Origin of the sequence: Candidatus Pelagibacter sp. Uisw_106 (assembly GCF_047724975.1) — a bacterium.
Taxonomy (GTDB): domain Bacteria; phylum Pseudomonadota; class Alphaproteobacteria; order Pelagibacterales; family Pelagibacteraceae; genus Pelagibacter.
Map to the genome: position 1 here is coordinate 168917 of NZ_CP159819.1, position 23211 is coordinate 192127.

Below are 23211 nucleotides of genomic sequence, written 5' to 3' on the forward strand. Positions count from 1 at the left end.
AATGATTTTAACAATCGGTGTTCCAACATATAATAGATCAAAAAAACTATCAGTATTATTTGAATGTTTAAAAAAACAAGAATTTAATGACTTTGAGATAATAGTTTCTGATAATTGTTCAACAGATAATACAAAAGAAATTTGTGATATATATAAGACGCAATTCAAAAAATTTAGATACATAAAACAAACCCAAACAATTCATGTTCTAGATAACTACAAATATTTATTTGATACTTGTTCTACTAAATATTTTATGTGGCTTCCAGATGATGATATAATAGATAATTCTTATATTAAAAGATGTTATGATTTTATTATTAAAAATAAGGATTATGTTTTAGTGTCTGGTCTATCAAAATACTATTCTGGTAATAAATTTATCTTTAAAGGGAAAGAGATTAATATTTCAGATGATAATGTGAATAAAAGGGTTTATAAATTATATGGATCTGCTCGAGATAACGGAAATTTTTATGGGATTTACAATAAGGAAATAATTTTAGACTATCTATATCCTAAAAAATATAGTGGAGATTTAATTTTTTTAGCAAATACAATTTTATTTGGAAAATTTAAGTGCTTGAATTCAACTTGCATTCATAGAGATCTAGGGGGTGGGACATCTGGATCCCTAAAAGGTCTCATTAAAAATTTAAACTTATCAAAATGGCATTTTTATTTTTTTCATTATATTTCAGCCTATGACATTTTTAAAAATTCTACCTATATAAAAAAAAAATATGTTAATCAAATTAACATTGATATTTTTTTCAATATTTTTTGCTTTATTTATTACTTAAAAAAGAATTTATTTGAAAGTGTAATCCATTTAATAAAAATATTATTTACTAATAGAAAATGAATTTACATAAAAAAATATCTTTAATAAAGTTAGAAATTATTGGATCATTTATATTATTAATATTATTTTTAATTTCTCAAATCCATTACAATTATTTTGAAATATATGATTTTATTGTAATTCTAACTTTCTTTTTAAGTTATTATTTGCTCTCCTTTTTAGAGCACGTATATAAAAATATATTTTTAAGACTATTGAATTTTTTTTTTATATTATTTTTTATCCTTAGGATGAGCACAATTCCATTTGATTTTATTAATGATTATTCAATTTTTTTTTCAGATAGAATACATCCTAGTAATCTGATCATAAATAAATTTGCTAATACAGAAAGTATTACAAAATATTTAATATTTCTGAATCTGCATTATTTATCATTTGGTTTTTCATTATTAGTATTAAGGCCTTTAAATCGAAAATTAGATTTTAATTTTATCAATATAAATAGTATAAAACTGATATTATTACTTCTATTAATTCAATTACTACTGTTAATTATTAATTATATTATTTTCCCTGTCACAAATCTCCCTGAACAGAATGTAGCCATAATAAAGATTTTTTTTCATTTATTTAATCTGGATAAAATTTATATTCTTTTGGCTTTTTTATTATTTTTAACCTGGAGATTAAATTATGATTTTATTATTAAAAAACAAATAATTTTAATTTTAGTACCTTCTATTCTTTTTCCAATATTTATGTTTTCTTCAAAATCAAGTTTATTGGAATTTTCACTTTATCTTTTTTTATTTCAATTTTTATTACAAAAAGATTTTTTTTTAAAAGCAAAACATCTTAAATATTTAGTCCTATACATAATTGGTATTTTTTTGTTTTTTAGTATCGCAAAATTAAGCAAAATTTTTTTATATGGAGATGCATATTCAATTGCGAATTTTTTTGAAGAAAATTCTAAAACAGCTGACTCCTTTTTTACAAATTTAAGAGCACTGCAATCTGTTGGATATGTTTTTATGGAAAGAATTGGCTTCTTTGATTATTATTTATTTACTGTTTCAAACGAAAAATATTTATCAACTTTATTTGTGTTTGAAAATTATATCAAAATTATAATAGATAAAATTACTCCTTTTTTTGATTTATTTAATAGCATGTTTTTAAGCAGAGAAATTCCAACTCTTCTTTTTGGATCGAATGAAAAAGTTTTACAATCTAGTCAAATTACATTATTTGCTGAAGTATATTTACTATTTGGAAACTTTTTTTTTCTTTTTTACTTCATATTTTCGTATGTATTAAAAATATCACTTAATTTTTTATATAAAGTTCAAATAAATCAAAACATAAAAATTTTGTTAAGCTTTTTTCTACTTAAATCATATTTCTTTTATCTTATTGGTTATGGAATGGATACTTTTATTGTAAATGTAATTTATGATTCAATTTTTATTTTATCTATTTTAGTTGGTTTAAAAATTTATAATTATATCTCTAAGAAGTATGCCACATAAAATTAAAATTTTACATTTAATTTCTAAAATTGATTTATCTCAAGGAGGACCACCAAGGATGGTACTAAAAACATTTCAAGCACAAAGAAAACTTGGATATCAGTCAAAAATTTTAACAACATCCAAGTATTTAATAAAAAAAAATAAATTTATTTATAAAGGAACGTTATTTAATAAAAGATTTGCCATACCTAATTTAAGCTTAGTAATTAAAATTTTTAATGAAATAAAAAAAAATGATGTCATACATATTCATAACTTTTGGAATGTATTTGTAACTATTTCAATAATTTTTTCTAGATATCATAAAAAAAAAATTATTCTTTCTCCACATGGTTCAATGCATAAAGATAATTTAAAAAAAAACTATTTATTAAAATTGATATACTATTATTTAGTAGAAAAAAAAAATTTAGATCAAGTTCATAAATTTCATTTTTTAAATAAAAAAGAGAAAATAAACTTCAGTTATAAAAATTATATAAAAAAAAATAACAGTATAATTATTCCAAATTCAGTCGACATAATTAATAGAAAGTATAAAAATATAAAAAAAATAATCACTAACAAATATAATTTTTCATATATAGGTAGAATTGCTAAAAATAAGGGTATTGAGATTATGATTGAAAGCTATCTAATGTTTAAAAAAAAAAATTTTGATATTTCTTTACATATAATTGGTCCAAATAGCACTTATAAGAAATTTTTACAAAACAAGTATAATAATGTTATTTTAAAAAAAAATATTTATTTTCACAAACCGATATATTCAAATATCAGATTTAATATTATGAATATTTCAACAGCTTTATTTTTACTATCTGATCTAGAATGTGATTCAATTTTAGCCAAAGAAGTCTGGGCATCTAAAGGATTATTAATTACAACTAAAATGTCTTACAATGAAGATTATTATCAAAAAAAGATAGCTTTAATAGTTAATCAAAATATCAATTCAATTTTGAAAGCTATGACGAAAACAATAGATGACCGAAAAAAAATGGATATAATAAAAGAAAATGGATATAAATATTCATTATTAAGTTTAAATATTATAAAAAATACTAAAAAATTAACAACATCATATTAGCTCTTATGAAAGAATTTAAAAATAAGAAAATATTAATAACAGGTGGTACTGGCTCATTTGGAAATGCTTTAGTTAAAAAGTTAATAAATGAAAAAGTAGAAATAAGAATCTTCTCTAGAGATGAACTAAAGCAACATCAAATGAGAAATAAATATAATAATTCTAAATTAAAGTTTTATATTGGTGATGTCAGAGATAAAACTTCTCTCCAAATTCCATGTAAAAACATTGATTACATTTTTCACGCAGCAGCATTAAAGCAAGTTCCTTCTTGCGAATTTTTTCCTGAACAAGCTGTTAAAACAAATATTATTGGTAGTGAAAATGTTATTAATGTTGGTATAGAAAATAATGTTAGTAATATAATTGGTTTATCAACAGACAAGGCAGTATATCCTATAAATGCAATGGGGATGTGTAAAGCATTAATGGAAAAAGTTTTTTTAGCTAATGCCAGGAAGGTTCCAAACCATAAAACTATTATTTCAATTGTAAGATATGGAAATGTTTTAATGAGTAGAGGTTCTGTAATACCTCTTTTTATTGATCAAATTAAAAAAGAAATTTCACCAACAATTACTACAAGTGATATGACAAGGTTTTTACTGCCGTTAGAAGAAGCAATTAATATGGTTGTGGATAGTATTAAATTTGCAAAACAAGGTGATATTTTTATAAAAAAATCAAAATCATGCTCAGTCGAGTTAATTGCCTTAACTTTATTAAAAATTTATAAAAAAGGTACAAAACTTAAATATATTGGGAAAAGGCACGGAGAAAAAATTCATGAAGTCTTAGCCTCGAGGGACGAGATTGCAAATTCAAAAAATTTTAATGATTATTTTGTTATAAAGATGGATGGAAGAGATTTAAATTACAATGATTATTATAATTCAGGAAAAAAAATAAAACAATCTAGTGATTACGCATCTGATATTGCTGAGAAGATAAAACAAAGTGAATTAGAAAAGATCTTGCGAAAAGTAGTTAATGAATAAAATTTGTTTAATAGGATCAGATGGTTTTATATCAAAAAACTTTTTAACTCAAGATTATCTTAATAATTACAATGTTATAGCAATTAATAAAAAAAATTTATTAAAAAAAACCAAACATATTAATGATACAAACTTCTTACTTCACTTTGCAGGCACCAATAGATCTTCAATAAAAAAAGATTTTTTAGATTCAAATATAGAGTTGACAAAAACTTTATTAAAAAACATTAATGTATCTAAAAAGCCTATTATTATTTACTTATCTACAATTAAGATTAATGAAAAAAATATTTATGGAATAACAAAAAAAAAAGGTGAAAAATTATTAATAGATTTTTGTAAAAAAGAAAAATTATCTATTTATATATACAGACTTCCAAATACTTTTGGTAAATGGTCAAAACCATTTTACAATTCAGTAGTTTCAACTTTCTGCTATTCAATTATAAATAATATAAACTATGAAAATAAAGACCCTAACAAGGTCATTACCATGTCATATGTTGGTGATATAATAAATTCTATCAATAAAGTTGTTAATAAAAAAAAACATCAATACAAAGTATCATTTAAAAATGATTACAAGAAGTATCACGTTAAGCTTAAAAAATTAGAAGAAATAATTTTATCATTTAAAGATATTAGAAATAATAAAAGTATTGATATTTTTAATTCATCTTTCAATCGTAAACTTTATTCAGTCTACGTTAGTTATTTTAAAAAAAATAATTTTTTTTATAAAGTTGAAAGTAATGAAGATGACAGAGGAAGATTTTCTGAATTTTTAAAATCAAAAAACTTAGGTCAAGTAAGTGCTTTTACGATAAAATCAAAAAAAATAAGAGGGTGTCACTACCATCACTACAAAACAGAAAAATTTTTAATAATAAAGGGAAATTACGAAGTCACTTATATTGATATCTCAGATAGAAAAAATAAGTTTAAGAAAATATTTAATGATGCTAGTAGTAATGTTGTGGAAACTATACCTGGTTATTATCATGAAATAAAAAATATTGGTAAACAAGATATTTGTGTTTTATTATGGTCAAATGAAGTTTTTAATCCACTAAAACCAGATACATACAGCTTAAATGAAAAAATATAAGATCATTACATTATTTGGAACCAGACCTGAGATTATAAGATTGTCTTCTATAATTAAAGATTTTGACAAAAAATTTAATCATATAATGATTAATACTATGCAAAATTATGACACCAATCTAAATAAAATATTTTTTAAAGATTTAAATTTAAGAAAACCAAATTATGAAATTAAAATTAAAGAAAAGAATGCAATACAATTTATTTCCAGCGTGTTGATAGAAGCAGATAAGATCTTTTTAAAGGAAAAACCCGATGCTGTATTTATTTTGGGTGATACAAATTCAGCTTTAGCTGCAATATCTGCAAAAAGAAATAAGATACCCATATTTCATTATGAGGCAGGTAATAGATCTTTTGATCAAAGAGTTCCCGAGGAAATAAATAGAAAAGTAGTAGATCATTTATCTGATATCAATCTTACTTATAGTGAAGAATCTAGAAATAATTTAATTAGAGAAAATGTAGATCCAAATAAAATTTTTAATGTTGGTAATCCACTTCCTGAGGTATATGAAAATAATAAAGAAAAAGTAATTAATTCAGATATAATGAATTCATTATTATTAACTAAAAATCAATTTTTTCTAGTAAGTTTTCATAGACAAGAAAATTTAGAAGATTTGAAAATAATAAATAATTTTTGTAATTTTTTGTTGCACCTTGTAAAAAAATACAAATTAAAAGTGATTTTTAGCGTACATCCTAGAGCTTTAGAAAAATTTAAAAGAATAAAAAGTATTAAAAAATCCACCTTAATAAAGTTGTTAAAACCACTTTCTTATACAGATTATTTAAATTTACAAATAAGTGCTAAATTAGTTTTTTCAGATAGTGGAACAATTAATGAAGAAGCAGATTTATTAAATTTTAAAGCAATAAATGTAAGAGAAAATCATGAAAGACATGAAGCTATGACAAAAGGTTCAACAATAATGTCTGGTCTTAATTTAGATGACTTAATCAGATGTACTGAATTTATGATCAATGAAAAAAATTACTTTCAAAATTATAACCCAGTGCAAGATTACAAATTTAATAAAGTTTCTCAAAATATATCAAGAATAGTCGTAAGTTACATAAATAATGTTAATAGAAATACGTGGAAAAAAAATTGAGTGAAAATATTAATATTTAGTCAGTATTTTTGGCCAGAAAACTTCAGGATAAATGATATCGCAACCTTTTTTTCATCCAAAGGTAACCAAGTCACTGTTATAACTGGCTACCCAAATTACCCAAATGGAAAAATTTTTGAAAATTTTAATAAAGATAAAAAAAAATATCTAAAATATAAAAAAATTAATATTATAAGAGTACCAATAATTCCTCGTGGTACCACACGCATACAATTATTTTTTAATTATATTAGTTTTATAATTTCAGGAATTTTTTATGCTATTTTTTTTAAACATAAAAAGTATGACAAAATATTATTTTATGGAACCTCACCGATTACATCTGCAATACCTGCACTTATATTAAGCAAAATTAAGAAAATACCAATCTGTTTATGGTTGCTTGATTATTGGCCTTACACATTAAAAGATCTTGGCATCATCAAATCAAGATATTTGTTTGCGGTATCAAAATTTTTTACATTTTTAATATATAAATCATTTGATTTAATACTTTGTCAGTCAAAAGGTTTTGAGAATCATTTGTCTAAAAAAATAACTACAAAAATATCTCATCTTTATTCTTGGCCTGAAAAAGTTTTTTTAGAGGATACGAAAAGAAATAAACTTCAAAAATATAAAAAAAATTTCAAAGTATTATTTGCAGGAAATATTGGTAAAGCTCAAAATTTAGAGAATTTATTTAAAACAATTTATCTATTAAAAAAAAATGAACATATAAAATTTTTTTTTATTGGTGATGGAAGTGAAAAAAAAAAATATGAATTTTTTGTAAAAAAAAAAATTTAACAAATGTTATTTTTTTAGGAAAAAAGAAATTATCGCAAGTTCCAAGCTACTATAATTCATCAGATTGTTTGTTATTAAGTCTTTCTGATAAATTTTCATTTAATAAAACAATTCCAGCAAAACTTCAGACATATTTGGCCTCAAAGAAACCGATTTTAGCTTTATCATCTGGAGAAATTGAAAATATAATAAAAAAAGCAAAATGTGGATATGTTTCTAAATCTAATAATGTTGATGATTTTCAAAAAAAAATTTTAAAATTATCAAAAATCAATAAAAGCAAACTTAATATATTAGGAAACAACGGGTTTATATATTTGAATAAAAAATTTAATAGAAAAATACAATTGAATAGATTGTTAAATTCTATATTAAGAATGTAAAATTATGTATATTAGTAAAAACTTACACGCTTCTAGCAAAATCAGAAAGTTTCCAAAATTTCTTCACCCTGCTCTTTTTTTATTAAGAGAACTTTTAACAAGAATTTTTTATTATTTTAAAATACAAAACCAAACTAAGAGATTTGATGGTATAGAAACATGTCACAACCTCCCATTTTTGACTGAAAATTTTTTAAAATGCTATAATCACGCAGAAACTAAAATTGGAGAGGAGACTACTTTACCAAAAAACAGAATTTATTATAGATGTCATCAATTATGCTACTTATTAGAGCAAACAAGTGAAATAAAAGGTGATATTATTGAATTAGGTGTAGCAAAGGGATTTCAATTTTTATTTGCAAAAAACTTTCTAAAAGAAAAATTAAATAAAAAAGTTTACTTAGTTGATACCTTTTCTCCAAATGCGATTGACCCCATAACTGGAGCACAAGATAATCCTGAACTATTAAGCCAAGGAATAAAATTAGGATACGCAAAATCTTTTATAAATACAAAAAAAAATTTTGAAGAATTTGAACAATTTAATTTTATTAAGGGAAAAGTACCTGAAATCTTAAATAATATTTCATTGGATAGGTTATCTTTTATTCATATGGATTTAAATCATCCTAATGTTGAATATCAGGCATATGAATATCTTTGGGATAAACTTTCCACCGGAGGAATGATCCTATCAGATGATTTTGCTTATATAGGTCATGATAATCAAATGAATAAAACAATTGAATTTTTTAAAGCAAAAAAACATCAAATTCTTACATTGGCAACTGGTCAAGGTCTAATAATAAAAAAATAAATGAAGATAATTATTTTTTGTGGTGGCAAAGGTACAAGAATTAACAAAAGCCTAAAAAAAAAATTCTAAAACCTCTTTTGATTGTCAAAAAAAAACCTTTACTTAAATATATAATGGAGGTTTATTCTAAACATAATTTTAATCATTTTATTCTTTTGGGAGGATATAAAATTAAAGAATTATTAAAGTTTAAAGATAAGTATAGTGGAAAATTAAAAATAGACGTAGTTAATACGGGATTAAATACAAATACGGGTGGTAGATTACTTAAAATTAAAAATTTAATAAAAAATGAACCTTTTTTTTTAACATATGGAGATAGTTTAATTGATTATAATCCTAATAATGCATTAAAAAAATGGAATAGATCTAAGGATTTATCAATCTCTGCTTATTCTTATATGTTTCCATATGGACAATTAGATGTGATTAATAATGGTGAGTTAAAAAATTTTAATGAAAAAAAGGAATTTTTAATTAATGCAGGTTATTATCTTTTAGACAAAAGAATATTTCGATATATAAAAGGAGATGAGTCTTTTGAAAAAAAAACATTACCTAGAATTTTAAAATCGAAAAAAATTAATTTTAAAATTCAAAAAACTTACAATTGGTTTCCAATTGATACAATTGAAGATAAAAATAAACTAAAAAAAAGTTTAGATGAAACCTAAAAAGAAAGTTTTAATAACCGGCAACTTGGGTTACATAGGGAGTGTACTCTCAGGATATTTAATAAAAAAAAATTTCATAGTTAAAGGACTTGATGTTGGTTATTTTAAAAAATGTAATTTTAATTTCTATAAAAATGATAAAATCTCCCAAAGCATAAAAGATATAAGAGATGTAAATTTTAATGATTTAAAAAATGTCGATATCGTAGTTCACCTCGCAGGATTGTCTAACGATCCCTTGGGTGAGTTAGCCAAAAATATAACTAATGAAATTAACTATAAAGCTACGGTAAAACTTGCAAATCTAGCAAAAAAATCAGGAGTACAAAGATTTATTTTTACATCATCTCAAAGTATTTATGGAATATCAAAAATAAGTAAAGAATTAGATGAGTATAAAAGCGTAAAAAATCCTATTACGCAATATGCAAAAAGTAAAATGAAATCAGAAAAATATCTATTAAGGATAAATTCACCTAAATTTAATGTTATTATATTTAGACCTTCAACAGTTTTTGGAGTTAGCAACCGATTTAGAAGTGACATTGTTTTTAACAACTTAATGGCTTCAGGTTTTGTTAAAAATGAAATTACAATTAATACTGATGGTAAACCTTGGAGACCAGTAATTCATGTAAAAGATGTTTGTAATGCATTATATGCAGGAATTGTAGCTCCATCTAAAAAAGTAAATGGACAAATTTATAACCTAGGAATAGTTGGTGGAAACTACACCGTAAAACAAATCGCATTAAATGCTAAAAAAGCAATGAATAATTGTAAATTAAAAATAATTAATGATCACAAAGACCCCCGAAGCTATAAAGTATCATTTAATAAGATATATAAGGATTTAAAACCATACTATGCACCAAAATATACCCTGAAAGAAGGTGGAAAAGAAATTCTCAGTTTTTTTAAAAAAATAAAATTTTCAAACATCCATTTTAAAGGTCAAAAAACTAATAGACTTGTAAGATTAAAATATTTAATAGAAACAAAGCAAATTAATAAAAAATTAAGATTTAATACAAAATAAAATTTTATGCATAAATGTTTAATCTGCAATAATGTAAAGTTTAATCAGATATTAGATTTACAGAAACAGCCACTAGCAAATTCACTAAGAAAAGAAAAAAAAATTAAACAAATCAAATATCCATTAAACTTAGTACAATGTAAAAAATGCACTACAGTTCAGCTTGACCATGTTGTTAATCCAAAAAAATTATTTGAAAATTATGTATGGACAACAAATTCATCAGTATCTGTTAATATTTATGCAAAATATTTTTTTAATAAATTCAATAAGCAACTGAAAGCAAAATCTAAAATATTAGAAATTGCCTCAAATGATGGCACTTTTTTAAAATACTTTGATAAGAAAGGACACACAGTAATTGGTATAGACCCAGCAAAAAATATAGCAAAAATTGCAAATAAACAAAAAATAAAGACTTTACCTGAATTTTTTAACTACTCTACATCAACGAAGATTAAAAAAGATAATGGAAAATTTGATTTTGTGTTCGCTAGAAATGTATTACCACACGTAAAAGAAATAAATAGTATAATTAAGGGCATAGACAACATATTAGAAGACTCAGGCAGTTGTGCTATAGAGTTTCATTATGCAGGTAAAATACTAAAGGAACTTCATTACGATTCAATTTATCATGAGCATTTACATTATTTTACAATTAAAACAATCTCAACAGCATTTGCCAAGTTTAATTTATATCCTTATGATATTTTTAAAAGTCCAATAAGTGGAGGGTCACTTGTTATATCTTTTTCAAAAAAACACATAAAAAAAACATTGAATTTTAAAAAATTAATTAAAGAAGAAAATATTAAAAAATATAATAGTTTTAAAAAATGGAAAGATTTTGGAATTAAATCTGAAAATCACAAAAATAACTTAATCAAAGTGATAGAAGAATGTCAAAATGAAAAATACGAAATTATAGGATATGGTGCTTCAGCAAGAAGCAGTACAGTAATTAATTATGCTGGCTTTAATCATCGAACTATAAAATATATTATAGATAATAATCCATTAAAAATAAAAAAATTCTCTCCAGGAAGTGATATCCAAATTAGAAAAATTTCTAAAAAAACAAAACTTATTAATAAACTTTGTATAGTTTTATTTGCTTGGAATTTTAAAGATGAAATTATTAAGAGTCTTAAATCTTTTAAAATTAAAGCAAAGATAATAATTCCATTTCCAAAAAAAATAACAATTAATGAAATTTAAAAGATTTAAAAAAATAAAGGATTTAACTTTAATCAATAATGAATCTTTTAAAGATGATAGAGGAGCATTTTCAAGAATTTTTTGCTTAAAGGAATTTAAAAAATTCAAATTTAATGTTGCTCAAGGAAATTTATCCTTTAATGAAAAAAAGCATACAATGAGAGGATTTCATTATCAGAAAGGCATGAGCTCTGAGAAAAAAATTTTAACACCTGTTAAAGGTAAAATTTTTAACATAGTTATAGATCTTAGAAAAAAGTCAAATTCCTTTTTAAAGTATGAGAAAGTCATTTTGAGTTCATCAAATTATCAGTCTTTATATGTGCCAGAAGGTTGTGCAAATGCATATTTAACATTAGAAAATGACACTATCGTACATTATTACATGGGCAATTTTTATAACAAAAATTCTTATTCTGGATTTAGATATAACGACAAATTTTTCAAAATAGATTGGCCATTCAAACCAAAAGTTATTTCTCAAAAAGATAATGAATATGAAGATTTTAATCCAAAAAGAATATGACAACATTAATTACTGGCGCTTCAGGATTTGTTGGCAGTTATTTAGCTTCAAAATTTTTAGAAAAAAAACATAATTTAATTTTAATTAATAAAAAAAAAATTTTTTCAATTAATAAAAATTTAATCGATCAAGTTGATATTACTGATTTAAATAAACTAGAGAGATTGTTCAAAAAAAAAATTGATTATGTTATTCACTGTGCTTCTTTAAATGAAAAATTAACAAATAAATATAAAGACCTTGCTTATAAAACAGCTATTAAGGGAACAGAGAATCTTTTAAAGTTATCAGTAAAATATAAAGTTAAAAAATTTTTTTATTTTTCAGTGTTACAAGTGTATGGCAAAGAAATTTTTGGAAACATAAAATCAAAAAACTTTTTAAATATAGAGAATGATTATGCTCAAAGTCATTATCTTGCAGAAGAAATTATTAAAAAATATAACATAAAATATAAATTAAACGTTAATATATTAAGATTATCTTATAGTTTCTCGAATCCTATTAATAGTAATATACAAAGACCTGACTTAATACCAATTAATTTTTGCCTGGATGCAATTAATAAAAATGAAATCATTCTTGATTCGAACGGTGCATCTCGTAGAGATTTCATTTTTTTAAAAGATGTTTTTTTAAAAATTAACCAAATTTTATATAAAAATAATAAAAAAGATATTTATTACAATTTTTCATCAGGAAAAACATTTAAAATAATTGAAATAGCCAAAATTGTTCAAGAAGAAGCAAGCAAAATTTTAAAAAAAAAGATAAAATTGAAAGTTAATTTAAAAAATAAAGTTAAAGAAAACAAATTTACAGTGTTAAGTGATATTTATGCTAAAAGAATTAATAAAAAAAAAATAGAAAATAAATTAAGAAATGAAATTAAAAAAATTATAAAAAATTATAATAATTTATGAAAGTTTTAATTACTGGTTCTAATGGTTTTTTAGGCTCTATCTTAAAAAAAAAACTAAAAAAACATACAATTATTGGAAACGATATAAATATTTACAACAAAAGAATTAATTTTAATAATTCTTTTAACAATATTAAATCTAAAAAATTAAGAGAAATTGATGTTCTAGTGCACCTTGCAGGCGTTTCCACCAATTATGATCCACCAGACAATATCTATAAAAAGATTGCTCTTAAAATAAATTCAGTAGATACGATTAAGTTAGCTGCGAAGGCAAAAAAAAATGGTGTAAAAAAATTTATTTTTGCGTCTAGTGCTAGCGTTTATGGTGCTTTTAAAGGGAAACTTGCTGTTGAAAGTTCAGCTTCAAGCCCATCTACATCATATGCAATTTCAAAAAAAAGAGCTGAAAAAGAAATTTTAAAACTAGCAGATAAAAATTTTAAAGTAATTATTTTTAGAATGGTAACACTCTATGGGCTTTCATCGAGAATGAGATTTGATGTTCTTATTAACAATTTAGCTATAAATTATATTAAAAATAAAGAAATAGTTTTGAGAAGTAATGGAAGGTTAATTAGGCCACAGATACATGTTTTAGATGTTGTTCAGTTTTACCAACAGGCAATAGATAACAATTCAATAAAATCACAGATAATAAATATTGGCAGATCTGATTATAATATTAACATTTTAAGTTTAGCAAAACAAATCACAAATAGTTTGAAATGTTCACTTAGTATTGGACAACAAGATACAGATGAAAGATCTTATAAAGTTTGTTTTAAAAAACAAAATAAAATTTTCAAAAATATAAAATTTAAAAAAAATTTATTATTTTCATTTAAGGAGATTATTAAAAATTATAAGAAGAACCATAATTTTAACAAATATAAATATTACAATTTATCAACATTAGAAAATTTGAAAGAAAAAAAATTAATCACCACACTACTAAAATGAAAATAGCATTAACAGGAAATACAGGGTTTATTGGTAAAAATTTAGAAAATTTCTTCAGTGAGAAAAATTATGAAATAATCACACTCGGTAGACATAAATTTAATGATATAAAATTTGATATACTTGATGAAAAAAATATTAAATGTTCAAAAAAAACCAAAAATATTGATGTTCTAATACATTCAGCATCAGTTTCTGTGAATGAGTTTTTTAGAAAAAAAAAATAACTCACAATAAAATTATAAAAATACTTAATTATGAGCTAAAATCCTTAGAAAAAATAATTACTTTTAGTAAAATAAACAAAATAAAGAAAATTATTTTTATAAGTTCATCATCGGTATATGGAATGAACTCAAAAAAAAAACCTTTTAAAACAAATGAAATTGCAAATCCATCAAATTTATATGGAGCATTAAAACTTGCTATGGAAGTTATGGGTTCAAAATTATTTAATAATTTTATTAGCCTAAGGCTATTTCAAGTTTACGGATTGAATGATCTAAAATTTAGATTAGTACCAAGTATAATTAATTCACAAAAAATTAAACTTAAAAACTGTTGCCAAATAACTGATATGATTTTTTATAAAGACTTAAATAATTTAGTAAATAAACTAATTTTATCAAAAAAAATTCACAAAGGTGTTTTTAATGCTGGCAACGGCCACCCAATATATTTAAGAAATGTTGTAAAAAAAATTATTGCACTTAAAAAAAAAAAACTTATGTAACATTTGATAAAAAATTACCCAAAATATCTAATTTTTCTTATGCAGACAAAAATGAAATATTAATTAATCTTAATTGGAAACCAAAGTATGATATAAACCGGGGTTTAAAAGAATTAATCGATGAATACAAAGTATAATAACATTATTAACGAATTAGTCTCTATTGAAAAAAAATATCTTAAATATTTTTTTAAATCCGATTTTGACTTCAGGGAAAATATCACAATTAGAACATTTGATTTATTAATCAAAAGAAATAAAGTATTTAATAAAACCATAAATAATTTAAAAATTCATTTTCCTAATTCTTCAAAAATAGCTAAAGAATTTTTGCTTACACACGAAAAATCACCAAATCATATTTGGGAACCACAGACGCATAAATTACTTAAGATTCTTTGTAAAAAAAAAAAAATATTTTTTTTGGAGGAGCTTTTTTTGGAGATCACTCATGTTTGATAGCTAATAAGTTTCCTGCTAGCGAGATATATTGCTTTGAACCTGTTAAAAAACAAAGGTTTTATTTACAAAAAAATAAAAAAGCTAATAAGTTAAATAATTTATATATATCAAAAAAAGCTTTATTTAGTACTCATAATAAACAACTTTTTATTAAAGAAGAAAAAAAAGATGATGGAGATATTTCTTTATCTATAAAAAAAAAATTTAATAGTCCCTTTTTTCTTACAGATAGTTTAGATAACTTTACTGAAAAAAAAAAAATTAAAAATATCGATGTTTTAATGATGGACGTAGAAGGTAATGAATTGAATATTTTATTAGGTGCTAAAAATTTGTTAAAAACTAACTCTTTAAATAGTATTATTTTTGAAATTCATTCTAAATATGTTAACTGGAGAAATGGCCTGGAAAAAACACCTATCATAAAACTACTATTGAGTAATAAATTTAATATATATGCTATAAGAGATTGTCATTCTAATAAAAATTTAAGAAACAAAATAGAATTGTTGGATATTAAAAATACATACTTAAATGGACCAAAACATGGCTTTAATATGATTGCCACTAAGGATAAAAATTTATTAATAAATAAAAATATTTTGTTGAGTAAAAAAAATTATTCACCAAAATATTTATTCCACAAATCATCTAATAAATTTCATTACATTTAGTCACTATGAAAAATATAAAAAGTTCAGTCCTTAAAAAATTCAAAAAAACAGTTGATAAAAATATTAACTTGATGGCACTAGATAAAGGTTTAAAGGCAAAATCTATTGACTGGATGCTTCATGCAGATAAATATAAATATACGTATAATTATAGGTGGATGGGCATTCCCATAATTAAATTTCCAAATGATATTTTAGCATTACAGGAAATAATATGGAAAGTTAAACCAGATATAATTATTGAAACAGGAATAGCCCATGGTGGAAGCATTATTTTTTCTGCAACAATGATGGAACTTATAGGAAATAATGGTCTAGTAATAGGTGTTGATATTGATATTAGAAAACATAATAAAATTGAAATTGAAAAAAGTAAATTTTCAAAACGTATTAAAATGCTAGAGGGGTCGTCAGTATCAAAAAAAATTTTAAAAGAAATCAAAAAATCTATAAAACCAAATAGTAAAGTAATGGTATTTTTAGATTCTAATCATACCTATTCTCATGTTAAAAAAGAAATGGAAATATACTCTAAATTGGTTACAAAAAATTCTTATCTAGTCGTTGAAGATACTTTCACAGAATTTTTTCCAAAAAATTATTTTAATAATAGGCCATGGGATGTTGGCAATAATCCTTTAATCGCTATAAAGGAATTTTTAAATAATAATAAGAATTTTAAAATTGATAAAAATTTGAATGAAAAACTATCAATTACAGAAACTTTTGATGGTTATTTAAAAAAGATTAAATAAGTATGATTATTACAAGAACTCCTTATAGAATCAGTTTTGTTGGGGGTGGGACGGATATTAAATCATACTATGCAAAATTTGGTGGAAAAGTTTTAAGCGCATCAATTAACAAATTTTTATATGTAATTGTAAAAAAACAAATTGGTTTTGTTGAATATAAGTACAGGGTAAATTGGAGTAAAGTTGAATTTGCAGATAAGATTGATGATATTAAAAACCCAATTGCAAGAGAAGCCCTGAGATATTTTAAAATAAATTTTCCTATAGAAATTACAACAATTGCAGATATTCCAGCCAATACCGGTCTTGGCTCTTCTAGTGCTTTCGCAGTTGGTTTGGTGAACGCTTTGTTCAGTCTAAAAAATATAAGAGCTACAAAGTATGAAATAGCGACAGTAGCCGCTAAAATTGAGATTGAAATTTTAAAAAGAAATATTGGCAAGCAAGATCATTTTGCTTCATCTTACGGGGGTTTAAATGTATTTGAATTCAAAAAAAATGATATTGTTGAAATTAATCCACTTCCAATCAGTCTTCAAAATATAGAAAAACTTCAAAATAATCTAATTTTTTTTTATACAAATCTAACAAGAGATGCGTCAAAAATTTTGAAACAACAAATAAAACTTGATTTCAATAAAAATTTATATTTACAAAAAATAAAAGATTTGGTTGATAAATTTGAAGATATTTTAATAACAGGAAAAAATTTTAACAAGCTAGGGGAACTCTTGCATTTAAATTGGAAATATAAAAAAAAGATTAATTCTGAGGCAACATCACAAGAAATAAATAAACTTTATAATCAAACACTTAAATTAGGTGCAGATGGTGGCAAGATTTTAGGTGCTGGTGGAGGCGGTTTCTTGATGTTATATGCTAATCAAAAAATACAAAATAGACTAAAAAAAAAGTTGAAATATAAAAATTCTTTTAATATCAAAATCGATACAGTTGGCACGAGATTAACTTATTACGATCAGAGTCTATAATTAAAAATATGAAAATTCTAATAACTGGTGGTTTAGGCTATATTGGGTATTTTACAGTAAAAGAGTTGAAGAAAAATATAACTAATGATATTACAATTATTGATAATTTTAGTAACAATCAACATTTAAAATATTTCGAAAAATTTAAGATAAAAATTATTAATTCAGATTATTGCTCAAAAAAAATTTTACAAAAAATATTTAAACAAAAAATTGATATTGTTATACATTTAGCATCTTTTAAAAAAGTTCAAGAATCTTTAGCAAGACCTGAAAAATATCATTTTAATAATGTTGTTAAAACTAAAAGATTAGTTGAAACTTGTATTTCAAATGGTGTGAAAAAAATTATTTTTGCATCATCTGCTTCTGTATATGGCAAACAAAATAAAGTAAGAGTTAAAGAAAATTTTTTAACTTCTCCGATGAGCCCATATGCTAAAAATAAAATAGATATTGAAAATTATTTAAAAAATATTGCAAAACAAAAAAAAATTAAATTTGTAATTTTACGATATTTTAATATTGCTGGTAGCGATATCAATAAAGGCTCAATTAAACTTATTAAAATTAATAATTTTATTCACAAGTCGATAAAATATCTAGAAAATGGAAGAAAAATTCCTATATATGGAGGAAACTATAAGACAAAAGATGGCACAACATTAAGAGATTATATACATGTGGAAGATATTGCTAAAATAAATTCTAGAATAACTAGTAATTTTAACTTGTTTCAAAATGATATTTTTAATGTTGGTAGTGGCAAAGGTAATACACTTTTGGATGTTTTAAAAAAATTTAAAAATAATAATTTAAAAACAATCATGTACCCTAAAAAAAAGGGGGATATAGAGGCCATTATTGCTGATAATAGCAAAATTAAGAAATACCTTAATTTTAAAAGCTTCTTATCAGTGGCCAAAATATTGGACTCATTAAAATGAATAGATTAAATAATATTTCCTATTATTTATTTTCATTAATCCCTATTTTTTTTGTTAGTGGACCTTTTTTAATAGATTTATCACTTTTTTTACTAACAGTAATTTTCTTGATTAATTTAAAAAAAGAAAAAAATTTTAATTATCTGAATAATACTTATTTTTGGTTTATGATATTTTTTTTTTGTTATATAATATTTAATAGTTTACTTAACCTAGATAATATTGGGAAAGATAATTATTACTTTTATTTTAGATTTATCTTATATGCCTTTACAATAAGTTACTTTTTAAAAGATGTAAAATTTATTGAAACATTCATTTTTTATAGTGTTGTAATAATATTTTTATTCACTGTAGATTCCTTTATAGCTAAATTTTATCAAAAAGGATTATTTTCTATTCCTCATTTTAACAAATATAGATTAAGTAGTTTTTTTTATGATGAATTAATCATGGGTAGCTTCTTTTTAAGAATACTAATAATTTTAAACCCATTATATTTATTTTTATATAAAAGTAAGCAAAGTTTAGCTTTTTTATTAATTTTAAATATTATGGGAATGTTTTTAATAATTTTATCTGGTGAAAGAGCATCTTTATTTTTATTTTTAATATATATTTTGTTAAATTGTTTAATACTTAATTTTAATATAAAAAAAAAAATAGGTATCTTCAGTGTTTTATCCTCGATTGTTATTATTTTTTTAATAATTTCTCCTGAAATTAAAGAAAGATTTATTATTCAAACATTTTTACAAGAAGAAAATTTTTTAGGAAATCATATAGATTTATTTAAAGTTTCTTGGAAAATGTTTGAAGCATCTCCAATTTTTGGCAATGGATATAGAAGCTTCCAATTTTTATGTTATGATGAGCAATTCTATATTAATGGTAAACAGTTTTGTTCAACACATCCTCATAATATTTACTTACAACTTTTAGCTGAACTTGGAATTATTGGATTTATTTTTATTATGACAATTTTTTTATTTTTTTTCTATCTTTTTTTAAAATCTCTGCATTATTCTTTTTTTAAAATGCAATATATACATAGTAATTCTTTAAATTTTTGTATTACAGGTATTATGATTAATATTTTTCCTCTTACAACTAGTGGAAATTTTTTCCATAATTGGCTTAACTGTTTGTATTTCTTTCCTGTGGGTATTTATTTTTATCTTAAAAAAAATAATCAATGATCTTCTCTTCAATTATATTATTAATGATAAATTTCATTTTATGGAAAAATTATGAATTTATTACTTTAAAATTGAATTTATACGATACACCAAATGACACCCTTAAACCCCATAAAAAAAAAATTTCTATAATAACTGGTTCTTTTATTTTAATAAACATCTTCATAATTTTTTTAACTTCTATTTTTACCACTGAGATTATTAATATATTTATTTTATCAAATTATAAGGTTATTTATTTATGTTTAGCTATATTTTTATTAGGATATATTGATGACAATATTTCGTTGAATCCTAGTATAAGAATTTTATTTTTTTTTACTTTTTTTTATTTTTTTTTATATTTTGATAATGATTACTTAATTGAAAATATTGAAATTAATGGATATGATTTTACTTTCAAGCATAGTCATGCGATGATTTTTTCTACCTTATGTTTTTTGATTTATATAAATGCCTTTAATTTCTTTGATGGAATCAACTTTCAATCTGGTTTTCATGTTGTATTCATTTATTTAGTTTTTTTATTTAAGTTAAATTTTAGTTATGAAATTTTTAGCTTATTATTTTTTTATATAATTTTTTTATACTTTAATGGAAAAAATATGGTTTTTCTTGGCAATTCAGGTGCTTATTTATCTGCAACATTAATATCTATTTTTTTAATATATTATTATAAAAAGCATATCTTCTCAGCAGCAGAAATATTTGTTTTAATGTCTTTACCTGGTCTTGATATGCTTAGAATTTTTATTTCAAGGTTATCTAAATTGAAAAACCCCTTTAATGGAGACTTAAATCACATTCATCATTTGTCAGTCAATAAATTAGGGTTAATTAAATCTAATATATTAATTTCATTTATACAAATTCTGAACTATGCTTTTTTTTTGATTTCTAAAAATGAAATATTATCTATTTGCTTCACAATTATGGTGTATATACTTTTAATTAATTTCACTAAACATCGTAAAATCAATGAATAAATTTTTTATTAGATATGGAAATATATATATAATTTTAAGTTTTGTATTAATTCTACTATTGATAAATATAGAAAATTTTTTTAAAGATAGATATGGAGAAAGCTCTCTACTTTCTAAATTTAATGATAAAAAAAATAACTCTTTTAATTTTATTGCTCATGCTGGTGGTGGATTTAAAAGTAAAACTTATACAAATTCAAAACCGGCAGTATTAAATGCAGTAAAGAATGGTTTTAAGCTTATAGAATTAGATCTTTTAGTTACTCCAGATAAGGACATAATAGCTGCTCATGATTGGAATTCTTTTTATAATCTGTGTAGAAAAATTCTTAACCCTAGTGAGTTAATAAGTGTAAGTTCATATGAAGAATTTCATAAATGTAGTAGTCAATCAGAAATGAAATTAATAAATCAGTGGTGGCTAAAGAATTTTTTAGATAAAAATCAAGATATATTAATTGTTACAGACCAAATTCAAGACTTTAAGTTTTTACATACAAAATTTAGTGAATACGATGATCGATTCATTGTGGAAGCTCATAGTATATTGGGTTATTTAACAGCAAAACAATACTTTCCATATGCAGCATTAACATTCAACGATGGGCGAAGGTATAAATATTTTACAAATTTTTTTAATATTAAATATGTTATTATTAAATCTGGCTTACTTAGCAAATACAAATCACACTTAAATAAACTTATTAAAAAAGGTACAATTGTTATGATGCATACATCAAATGATGAAAAGTTTATTAATGAAAATTTAGATGTATACGTCAGTATTTTTTATACAGATTTCTGGGACTTTAATAATAATAAATGTACAGAAAATATTATTGATAAAATAAATAATTCACCCTGTCATACTTATTAATTTATAATTAAAATTTTTTAAAAATTAGCGTAAAAGTATTATTAACTCTATTTTTTTTAGGTAAATTTTTCATATCGTAAAATTTGAATTCTCCTTTTATGAGTGGTAAAAATGAAGTTTTATGGATTAATTCATATCTATTTTTTTTCATAAATTTTTGCAAATTTTTAATTTTATGAAACTTTACTGGAATTTTATATTCAAAAAATTGCTGATAAGTTACAAAAGACTTATTTTTAGTTGCATGAAAATCCTCAAAAATAATAAAGTCTGGTTTTAAATATAATATTTCTTTTATTTTTGAACTAAGATTTTCAATATATTGAGCCACAGAACTAAATAATAAAAAATTAATTTTTTTATATTTAATTTCTTTTATATTGTTGATGAACTTTAAATTACTAAATTTATTTATTTTTTTACCAATATTTGTTATTATAGGATTATCATAAATTATAACTTTATTATTAGTTTGATTGTTAAAATAGAGTTTATAAAAATATTCGCCTGCACCACCACCATAATCTAGTGTAATAATTTCTTTTTTTTTTAAAAAAAAAGTAAGAATATTTAAAATTGAAAAAAAATGATTATGATTAATTCTACTTTTTAATTTTTTTTTAATATGATTGTTATATTTTTCTGATAGCCACACATTTTCTTTAGTATTAATATCTCTAAATCTACTTTTTATTGTGTGAAAGATTTTCATTAAAAAATCTCTTTAAGATTTGATATTAACTTATATTTTTTTCCTTTTTCTAAAAAAAAGATCCCATTATCATTAATATGTGTGGCTCTTAGAATATTAAAAAGTTTTTTTATTTTAATACTTCTGTTCATCTTTAAGTTTACCTCTTTATCAATATCTTTTTTAAAATATATTTTACTGGACTTATTTTGATACTTTTCTACTTTGCCTTGCCATATTTTTTTAAGGTTTTTTTTTAATAAATATTTTAAAGCTTTCCTTGATTGACTAAAAACTTCATCTGCTAAAATTAAACCTTTTAATTTAATTATATGAGTGTCTATTATTGCCCCAGAGTCTATTTTTGAATTTAAAAAATGTATAGAGCAACCAATTTTTCTTTCTTTAAATATTGTCCAAAAAGCTGAGTGTGACCCTTTAATATCTGAGATAATTGCTGGATGACAATTTATTAATCCAAATTTAAATTTTTTAATGAATGTTTTATTTAATATAAATGGATAGCTGAAAATAAAGCCAGTGGTAATTTTATATTTTTTTGTTAATAAGTTTATTTTTTTATTTTGTTCAGGCTTATTTTCAAAAAAAATATTACTTGTAATTTTAAGAGAACTTAGCTTCTTAATCATCAAGTTTTTTGGAGTTTTTTTTCTACAAATGATTACTCTTGGAAAAAAAAGTTTACTCTTTACAAGTTGTTTTAAAAGTTCAAAAGAATGATCTTCAAAATAGTCTATAAATACTATGGTGTTTTTTTTTTCATTTTAACTTCGCTTTTACTGACATACACGGTAAAATATTTAATACTAAATATAATATTTATAGTACTTTACAAAACATTAATTTAATGTATAAAAACT

At 22.4% G+C, this 23211-nt stretch carries 27 protein-coding genes; 25 read left to right on the forward strand and 2 right to left on the reverse strand.

Features of this window, described 5'->3' with window-relative positions; translation table 11 throughout:
• The first annotated feature begins 1 nt into the window (after position 1).
• The 25 genes from ABXT45_RS00875 to ABXT45_RS00995 all read left to right on the forward strand — a co-directional run bounded on the left by ABXT45_RS00875 (position 2) and on the right by ABXT45_RS00995 (position 21639).
• On the forward strand, positions 2 to 865 hold the full coding sequence (locus ABXT45_RS00875) for a glycosyltransferase family 2 protein (RefSeq protein WP_415313797.1): 864 nt from the start codon (positions 2 to 4) through the stop codon (positions 863 to 865).
• Between the two features lie 230 nt (positions 866 to 1095).
• Entirely contained in the window at positions 1096 to 2340 is a 1245-nt protein-coding gene (locus ABXT45_RS00880; RefSeq protein ID WP_415313798.1) for a hypothetical protein, read from the forward strand.
• Positions 2330 to 3433, forward strand: coding sequence for a glycosyltransferase (locus ABXT45_RS00885; RefSeq protein ID WP_415313799.1), 1104 nt, complete (start codon positions 2330 to 2332; stop codon positions 3431 to 3433). Before ABXT45_RS00880 ends, ABXT45_RS00885 begins: the two co-directional genes overlap by 11 nt.
• A gap of 5 nt (positions 3434 to 3438) precedes the next feature.
• Positions 3439 to 4431, forward strand: a complete 993-nt coding sequence (locus tag ABXT45_RS00890) for a polysaccharide biosynthesis protein (RefSeq protein ID WP_415313801.1) — start codon at positions 3439 to 3441, stop codon at positions 4429 to 4431.
• Positions 4424 to 5539 carry an NAD-dependent epimerase/dehydratase family protein gene (locus tag ABXT45_RS00895; RefSeq protein WP_415313803.1) on the forward strand — a complete coding sequence of 372 codons (1116 nt, stop codon included), beginning with the start codon at positions 4424 to 4426 and terminating at the stop codon, positions 5537 to 5539. Before ABXT45_RS00890 ends, ABXT45_RS00895 begins: the two co-directional genes overlap by 8 nt.
• Positions 5526 to 6656, forward strand: coding sequence for a non-hydrolyzing UDP-N-acetylglucosamine 2-epimerase (wecB, locus tag ABXT45_RS00900; protein WP_415313804.1), 1131 nt, complete (start codon positions 5526 to 5528; stop codon positions 6654 to 6656). Before ABXT45_RS00895 ends, wecB begins: the two co-directional genes overlap by 14 nt.
• Positions 6657 to 7466 (forward strand): glycosyltransferase family 4 protein, encoded by an 810-nt coding sequence (locus ABXT45_RS00905; RefSeq protein ID WP_415313806.1) that lies wholly within the window; start codon positions 6657 to 6659, stop codon positions 7464 to 7466. It begins immediately after the preceding gene.
• Positions 7467 to 7474: 8 nt separating this feature from the next.
• Complete coding sequence (locus tag ABXT45_RS00910; protein ID WP_415314432.1) at positions 7475 to 7849, forward strand: glycosyltransferase; 375 nt, start codon at positions 7475 to 7477, stop codon at positions 7847 to 7849.
• 4 nt (positions 7850 to 7853) lie between these two features.
• Complete coding sequence (locus tag ABXT45_RS00915; RefSeq protein ID WP_415313808.1) at positions 7854 to 8669, forward strand: TylF/MycF/NovP-related O-methyltransferase; 816 nt, start codon at positions 7854 to 7856, stop codon at positions 8667 to 8669.
• A 62-nt stretch (positions 8670 to 8731) separates the two neighbouring features.
• Entirely contained in the window at positions 8732 to 9343 is a 612-nt protein-coding gene (locus ABXT45_RS00920) for a nucleotidyltransferase family protein (RefSeq protein ID WP_415314433.1), read from the forward strand.
• Complete coding sequence (locus tag ABXT45_RS00925) at positions 9333 to 10382, forward strand: SDR family oxidoreductase (protein ID WP_415313810.1); 1050 nt, start codon at positions 9333 to 9335, stop codon at positions 10380 to 10382. Before ABXT45_RS00920 ends, ABXT45_RS00925 begins: the two co-directional genes overlap by 11 nt.
• Positions 10383 to 10388: 6 nt before the next feature.
• On the forward strand, positions 10389 to 11603 hold the full coding sequence (locus ABXT45_RS00930; RefSeq protein ID WP_415313812.1) for a class I SAM-dependent methyltransferase: 1215 nt from the start codon (positions 10389 to 10391) through the stop codon (positions 11601 to 11603).
• A complete protein-coding gene (locus ABXT45_RS00935) occupies positions 11593 to 12129 on the forward strand; it encodes a dTDP-4-dehydrorhamnose 3,5-epimerase family protein (protein WP_415313814.1) in 537 nt (178 codons plus the stop codon). Before ABXT45_RS00930 ends, ABXT45_RS00935 begins: the two co-directional genes overlap by 11 nt.
• A complete protein-coding gene (locus tag ABXT45_RS00940) occupies positions 12126 to 13052 on the forward strand; it encodes an NAD-dependent epimerase/dehydratase family protein (protein ID WP_415313815.1) in 927 nt (308 codons plus the stop codon). Before ABXT45_RS00935 ends, ABXT45_RS00940 begins: the two co-directional genes overlap by 4 nt.
• Complete coding sequence (locus ABXT45_RS00945; protein ID WP_415313817.1) at positions 13049 to 14014, forward strand: SDR family oxidoreductase; 966 nt, start codon at positions 13049 to 13051, stop codon at positions 14012 to 14014. Before ABXT45_RS00940 ends, ABXT45_RS00945 begins: the two co-directional genes overlap by 4 nt.
• Positions 14011 to 14241 carry an NAD-dependent epimerase/dehydratase family protein gene (locus ABXT45_RS00950; protein ID WP_415313819.1) on the forward strand — a complete coding sequence of 77 codons (231 nt, stop codon included), beginning with the start codon at positions 14011 to 14013 and terminating at the stop codon, positions 14239 to 14241. The genes ABXT45_RS00945 and ABXT45_RS00950 overlap by 4 nt, the downstream gene beginning before the upstream one ends.
• Positions 14242 to 14297: 56 nt before the next feature.
• The gene (locus ABXT45_RS00955) at positions 14298 to 14747 is read left to right on the forward strand and encodes an NAD-dependent epimerase/dehydratase family protein (RefSeq protein WP_415314434.1); all 450 of its coding nucleotides are present in this window, start codon (positions 14298 to 14300) and stop codon (positions 14745 to 14747) included.
• A 120-nt stretch (positions 14748 to 14867) separates the two neighbouring features.
• Entirely contained in the window at positions 14868 to 15206 is a 339-nt protein-coding gene (locus tag ABXT45_RS00960) for a hypothetical protein (protein WP_415313821.1), read from the forward strand.
• On the forward strand, positions 15203 to 15883 hold the full coding sequence (locus ABXT45_RS00965) for an FkbM family methyltransferase (RefSeq protein WP_415313822.1): 681 nt from the start codon (positions 15203 to 15205) through the stop codon (positions 15881 to 15883). The genes ABXT45_RS00960 and ABXT45_RS00965 overlap by 4 nt, the downstream gene beginning before the upstream one ends.
• Positions 15884 to 15888: 5 nt before the next feature.
• Positions 15889 to 16638, forward strand: a complete 750-nt coding sequence (locus tag ABXT45_RS00970; protein ID WP_415313824.1) for a cephalosporin hydroxylase family protein — start codon at positions 15889 to 15891, stop codon at positions 16636 to 16638.
• Positions 16639 to 16640: 2 nt separating this feature from the next.
• On the forward strand, positions 16641 to 17630 hold the full coding sequence (locus ABXT45_RS00975) for a GHMP kinase (protein ID WP_415313826.1): 990 nt from the start codon (positions 16641 to 16643) through the stop codon (positions 17628 to 17630).
• 8 nt (positions 17631 to 17638) lie between these two features.
• Positions 17639 to 18577: an NAD-dependent epimerase/dehydratase family protein gene (locus ABXT45_RS00980; protein WP_415313827.1), complete on the forward strand. Its 939-nt coding sequence runs from the start codon at positions 17639 to 17641 to the stop codon at positions 18575 to 18577.
• On the forward strand, positions 18574 to 19776 hold the full coding sequence (locus ABXT45_RS00985) for an O-antigen ligase family protein (protein WP_415313829.1): 1203 nt from the start codon (positions 18574 to 18576) through the stop codon (positions 19774 to 19776). Before ABXT45_RS00980 ends, ABXT45_RS00985 begins: the two co-directional genes overlap by 4 nt.
• 23 nt (positions 19777 to 19799) lie before the next feature.
• The gene (locus tag ABXT45_RS00990) at positions 19800 to 20762 is read left to right on the forward strand and encodes a hypothetical protein (RefSeq protein ID WP_415313831.1); all 963 of its coding nucleotides are present in this window, start codon (positions 19800 to 19802) and stop codon (positions 20760 to 20762) included.
• A complete protein-coding gene (locus ABXT45_RS00995) occupies positions 20755 to 21639 on the forward strand; it encodes a hypothetical protein (RefSeq protein WP_415313832.1) in 885 nt (294 codons plus the stop codon). Before ABXT45_RS00990 ends, ABXT45_RS00995 begins: the two co-directional genes overlap by 8 nt.
• Before the next feature lie 7 nt (positions 21640 to 21646).
• On the opposite strand, the gene ABXT45_RS01000 is transcribed toward ABXT45_RS00995, so the two are convergent.
• Together ABXT45_RS01000 and ABXT45_RS01005 are read right to left on the reverse strand one after the other, a co-directional pair.
• Positions 21647 to 22351, reverse strand: a complete 705-nt coding sequence (locus ABXT45_RS01000; protein WP_415313834.1) for a methyltransferase, TIGR04325 family — start codon at positions 22349 to 22351, stop codon at positions 21647 to 21649.
• Entirely contained in the window at positions 22351 to 23097 is a 747-nt protein-coding gene (locus ABXT45_RS01005) for a formyltransferase family protein (RefSeq protein ID WP_415314435.1), read from the reverse strand. Before ABXT45_RS01005 ends, ABXT45_RS01000 begins: the two co-directional genes overlap by 1 nt.
• Positions 23098 to 23211 lie beyond the last annotated feature (114 nt).

What these genes read in the sequence shown, in the direction of transcription:
- ABXT45_RS00875 (WP_415313797.1), top strand. Translation starts at nt 2, where the DNA reads ATGATTTTAACAATCGGTGTTCCAACATATAATAGATCAAAAAAACTA.
- ABXT45_RS00880 (WP_415313798.1), top strand. Translation starts at nt 1,096, where the DNA reads ATGAGCACAATTCCATTTGATTTTATTAATGATTATTCAATTTTTTTT.
- ABXT45_RS00885 (WP_415313799.1), top strand. Translation starts at nt 2,330, where the DNA reads ATGCCACATAAAATTAAAATTTTACATTTAATTTCTAAAATTGATTTA.
- ABXT45_RS00890 (WP_415313801.1), top strand. Translation starts at nt 3,439, where the DNA reads ATGAAAGAATTTAAAAATAAGAAAATATTAATAACAGGTGGTACTGGC.
- ABXT45_RS00895 (WP_415313803.1), top strand. Translation starts at nt 4,424, where the DNA reads ATGAATAAAATTTGTTTAATAGGATCAGATGGTTTTATATCAAAAAAC.
- wecB (WP_415313804.1), top strand. Translation starts at nt 5,526, where the DNA reads ATGAAAAAATATAAGATCATTACATTATTTGGAACCAGACCTGAGATT.
- ABXT45_RS00915 (WP_415313808.1), top strand. Translation starts at nt 7,854, where the DNA reads ATGTATATTAGTAAAAACTTACACGCTTCTAGCAAAATCAGAAAGTTT.
- ABXT45_RS00925 (WP_415313810.1), top strand. Translation starts at nt 9,333, where the DNA reads ATGAAACCTAAAAAGAAAGTTTTAATAACCGGCAACTTGGGTTACATA.
- ABXT45_RS00930 (WP_415313812.1), top strand. Translation starts at nt 10,389, where the DNA reads ATGCATAAATGTTTAATCTGCAATAATGTAAAGTTTAATCAGATATTA.
- ABXT45_RS00935 (WP_415313814.1), top strand. Translation starts at nt 11,593, where the DNA reads ATGAAATTTAAAAGATTTAAAAAAATAAAGGATTTAACTTTAATCAAT.
- ABXT45_RS00940 (WP_415313815.1), top strand. Translation starts at nt 12,126, where the DNA reads ATGACAACATTAATTACTGGCGCTTCAGGATTTGTTGGCAGTTATTTA.
- ABXT45_RS00945 (WP_415313817.1), top strand. Translation starts at nt 13,049, where the DNA reads ATGAAAGTTTTAATTACTGGTTCTAATGGTTTTTTAGGCTCTATCTTA.
- ABXT45_RS00950 (WP_415313819.1), top strand. Translation starts at nt 14,011, where the DNA reads ATGAAAATAGCATTAACAGGAAATACAGGGTTTATTGGTAAAAATTTA.
- ABXT45_RS00960 (WP_415313821.1), top strand. Translation starts at nt 14,868, where the DNA reads ATGAATACAAAGTATAATAACATTATTAACGAATTAGTCTCTATTGAA.
- ABXT45_RS00970 (WP_415313824.1), top strand. Translation starts at nt 15,889, where the DNA reads ATGAAAAATATAAAAAGTTCAGTCCTTAAAAAATTCAAAAAAACAGTT.
- ABXT45_RS00975 (WP_415313826.1), top strand. Translation starts at nt 16,641, where the DNA reads ATGATTATTACAAGAACTCCTTATAGAATCAGTTTTGTTGGGGGTGGG.
- ABXT45_RS00980 (WP_415313827.1), top strand. Translation starts at nt 17,639, where the DNA reads ATGAAAATTCTAATAACTGGTGGTTTAGGCTATATTGGGTATTTTACA.
- ABXT45_RS00985 (WP_415313829.1), top strand. Translation starts at nt 18,574, where the DNA reads ATGAATAGATTAAATAATATTTCCTATTATTTATTTTCATTAATCCCT.
- ABXT45_RS00990 (WP_415313831.1), top strand. Translation starts at nt 19,800, where the DNA reads ATGATAAATTTCATTTTATGGAAAAATTATGAATTTATTACTTTAAAA.
- ABXT45_RS00995 (WP_415313832.1), top strand. Translation starts at nt 20,755, where the DNA reads ATGAATAAATTTTTTATTAGATATGGAAATATATATATAATTTTAAGT.
- ABXT45_RS01000 (WP_415313834.1), bottom strand. Translation starts at nt 22,351, where the DNA reads ATGAAAATCTTTCACACAATAAAAAGTAGATTTAGAGATATTAATACT.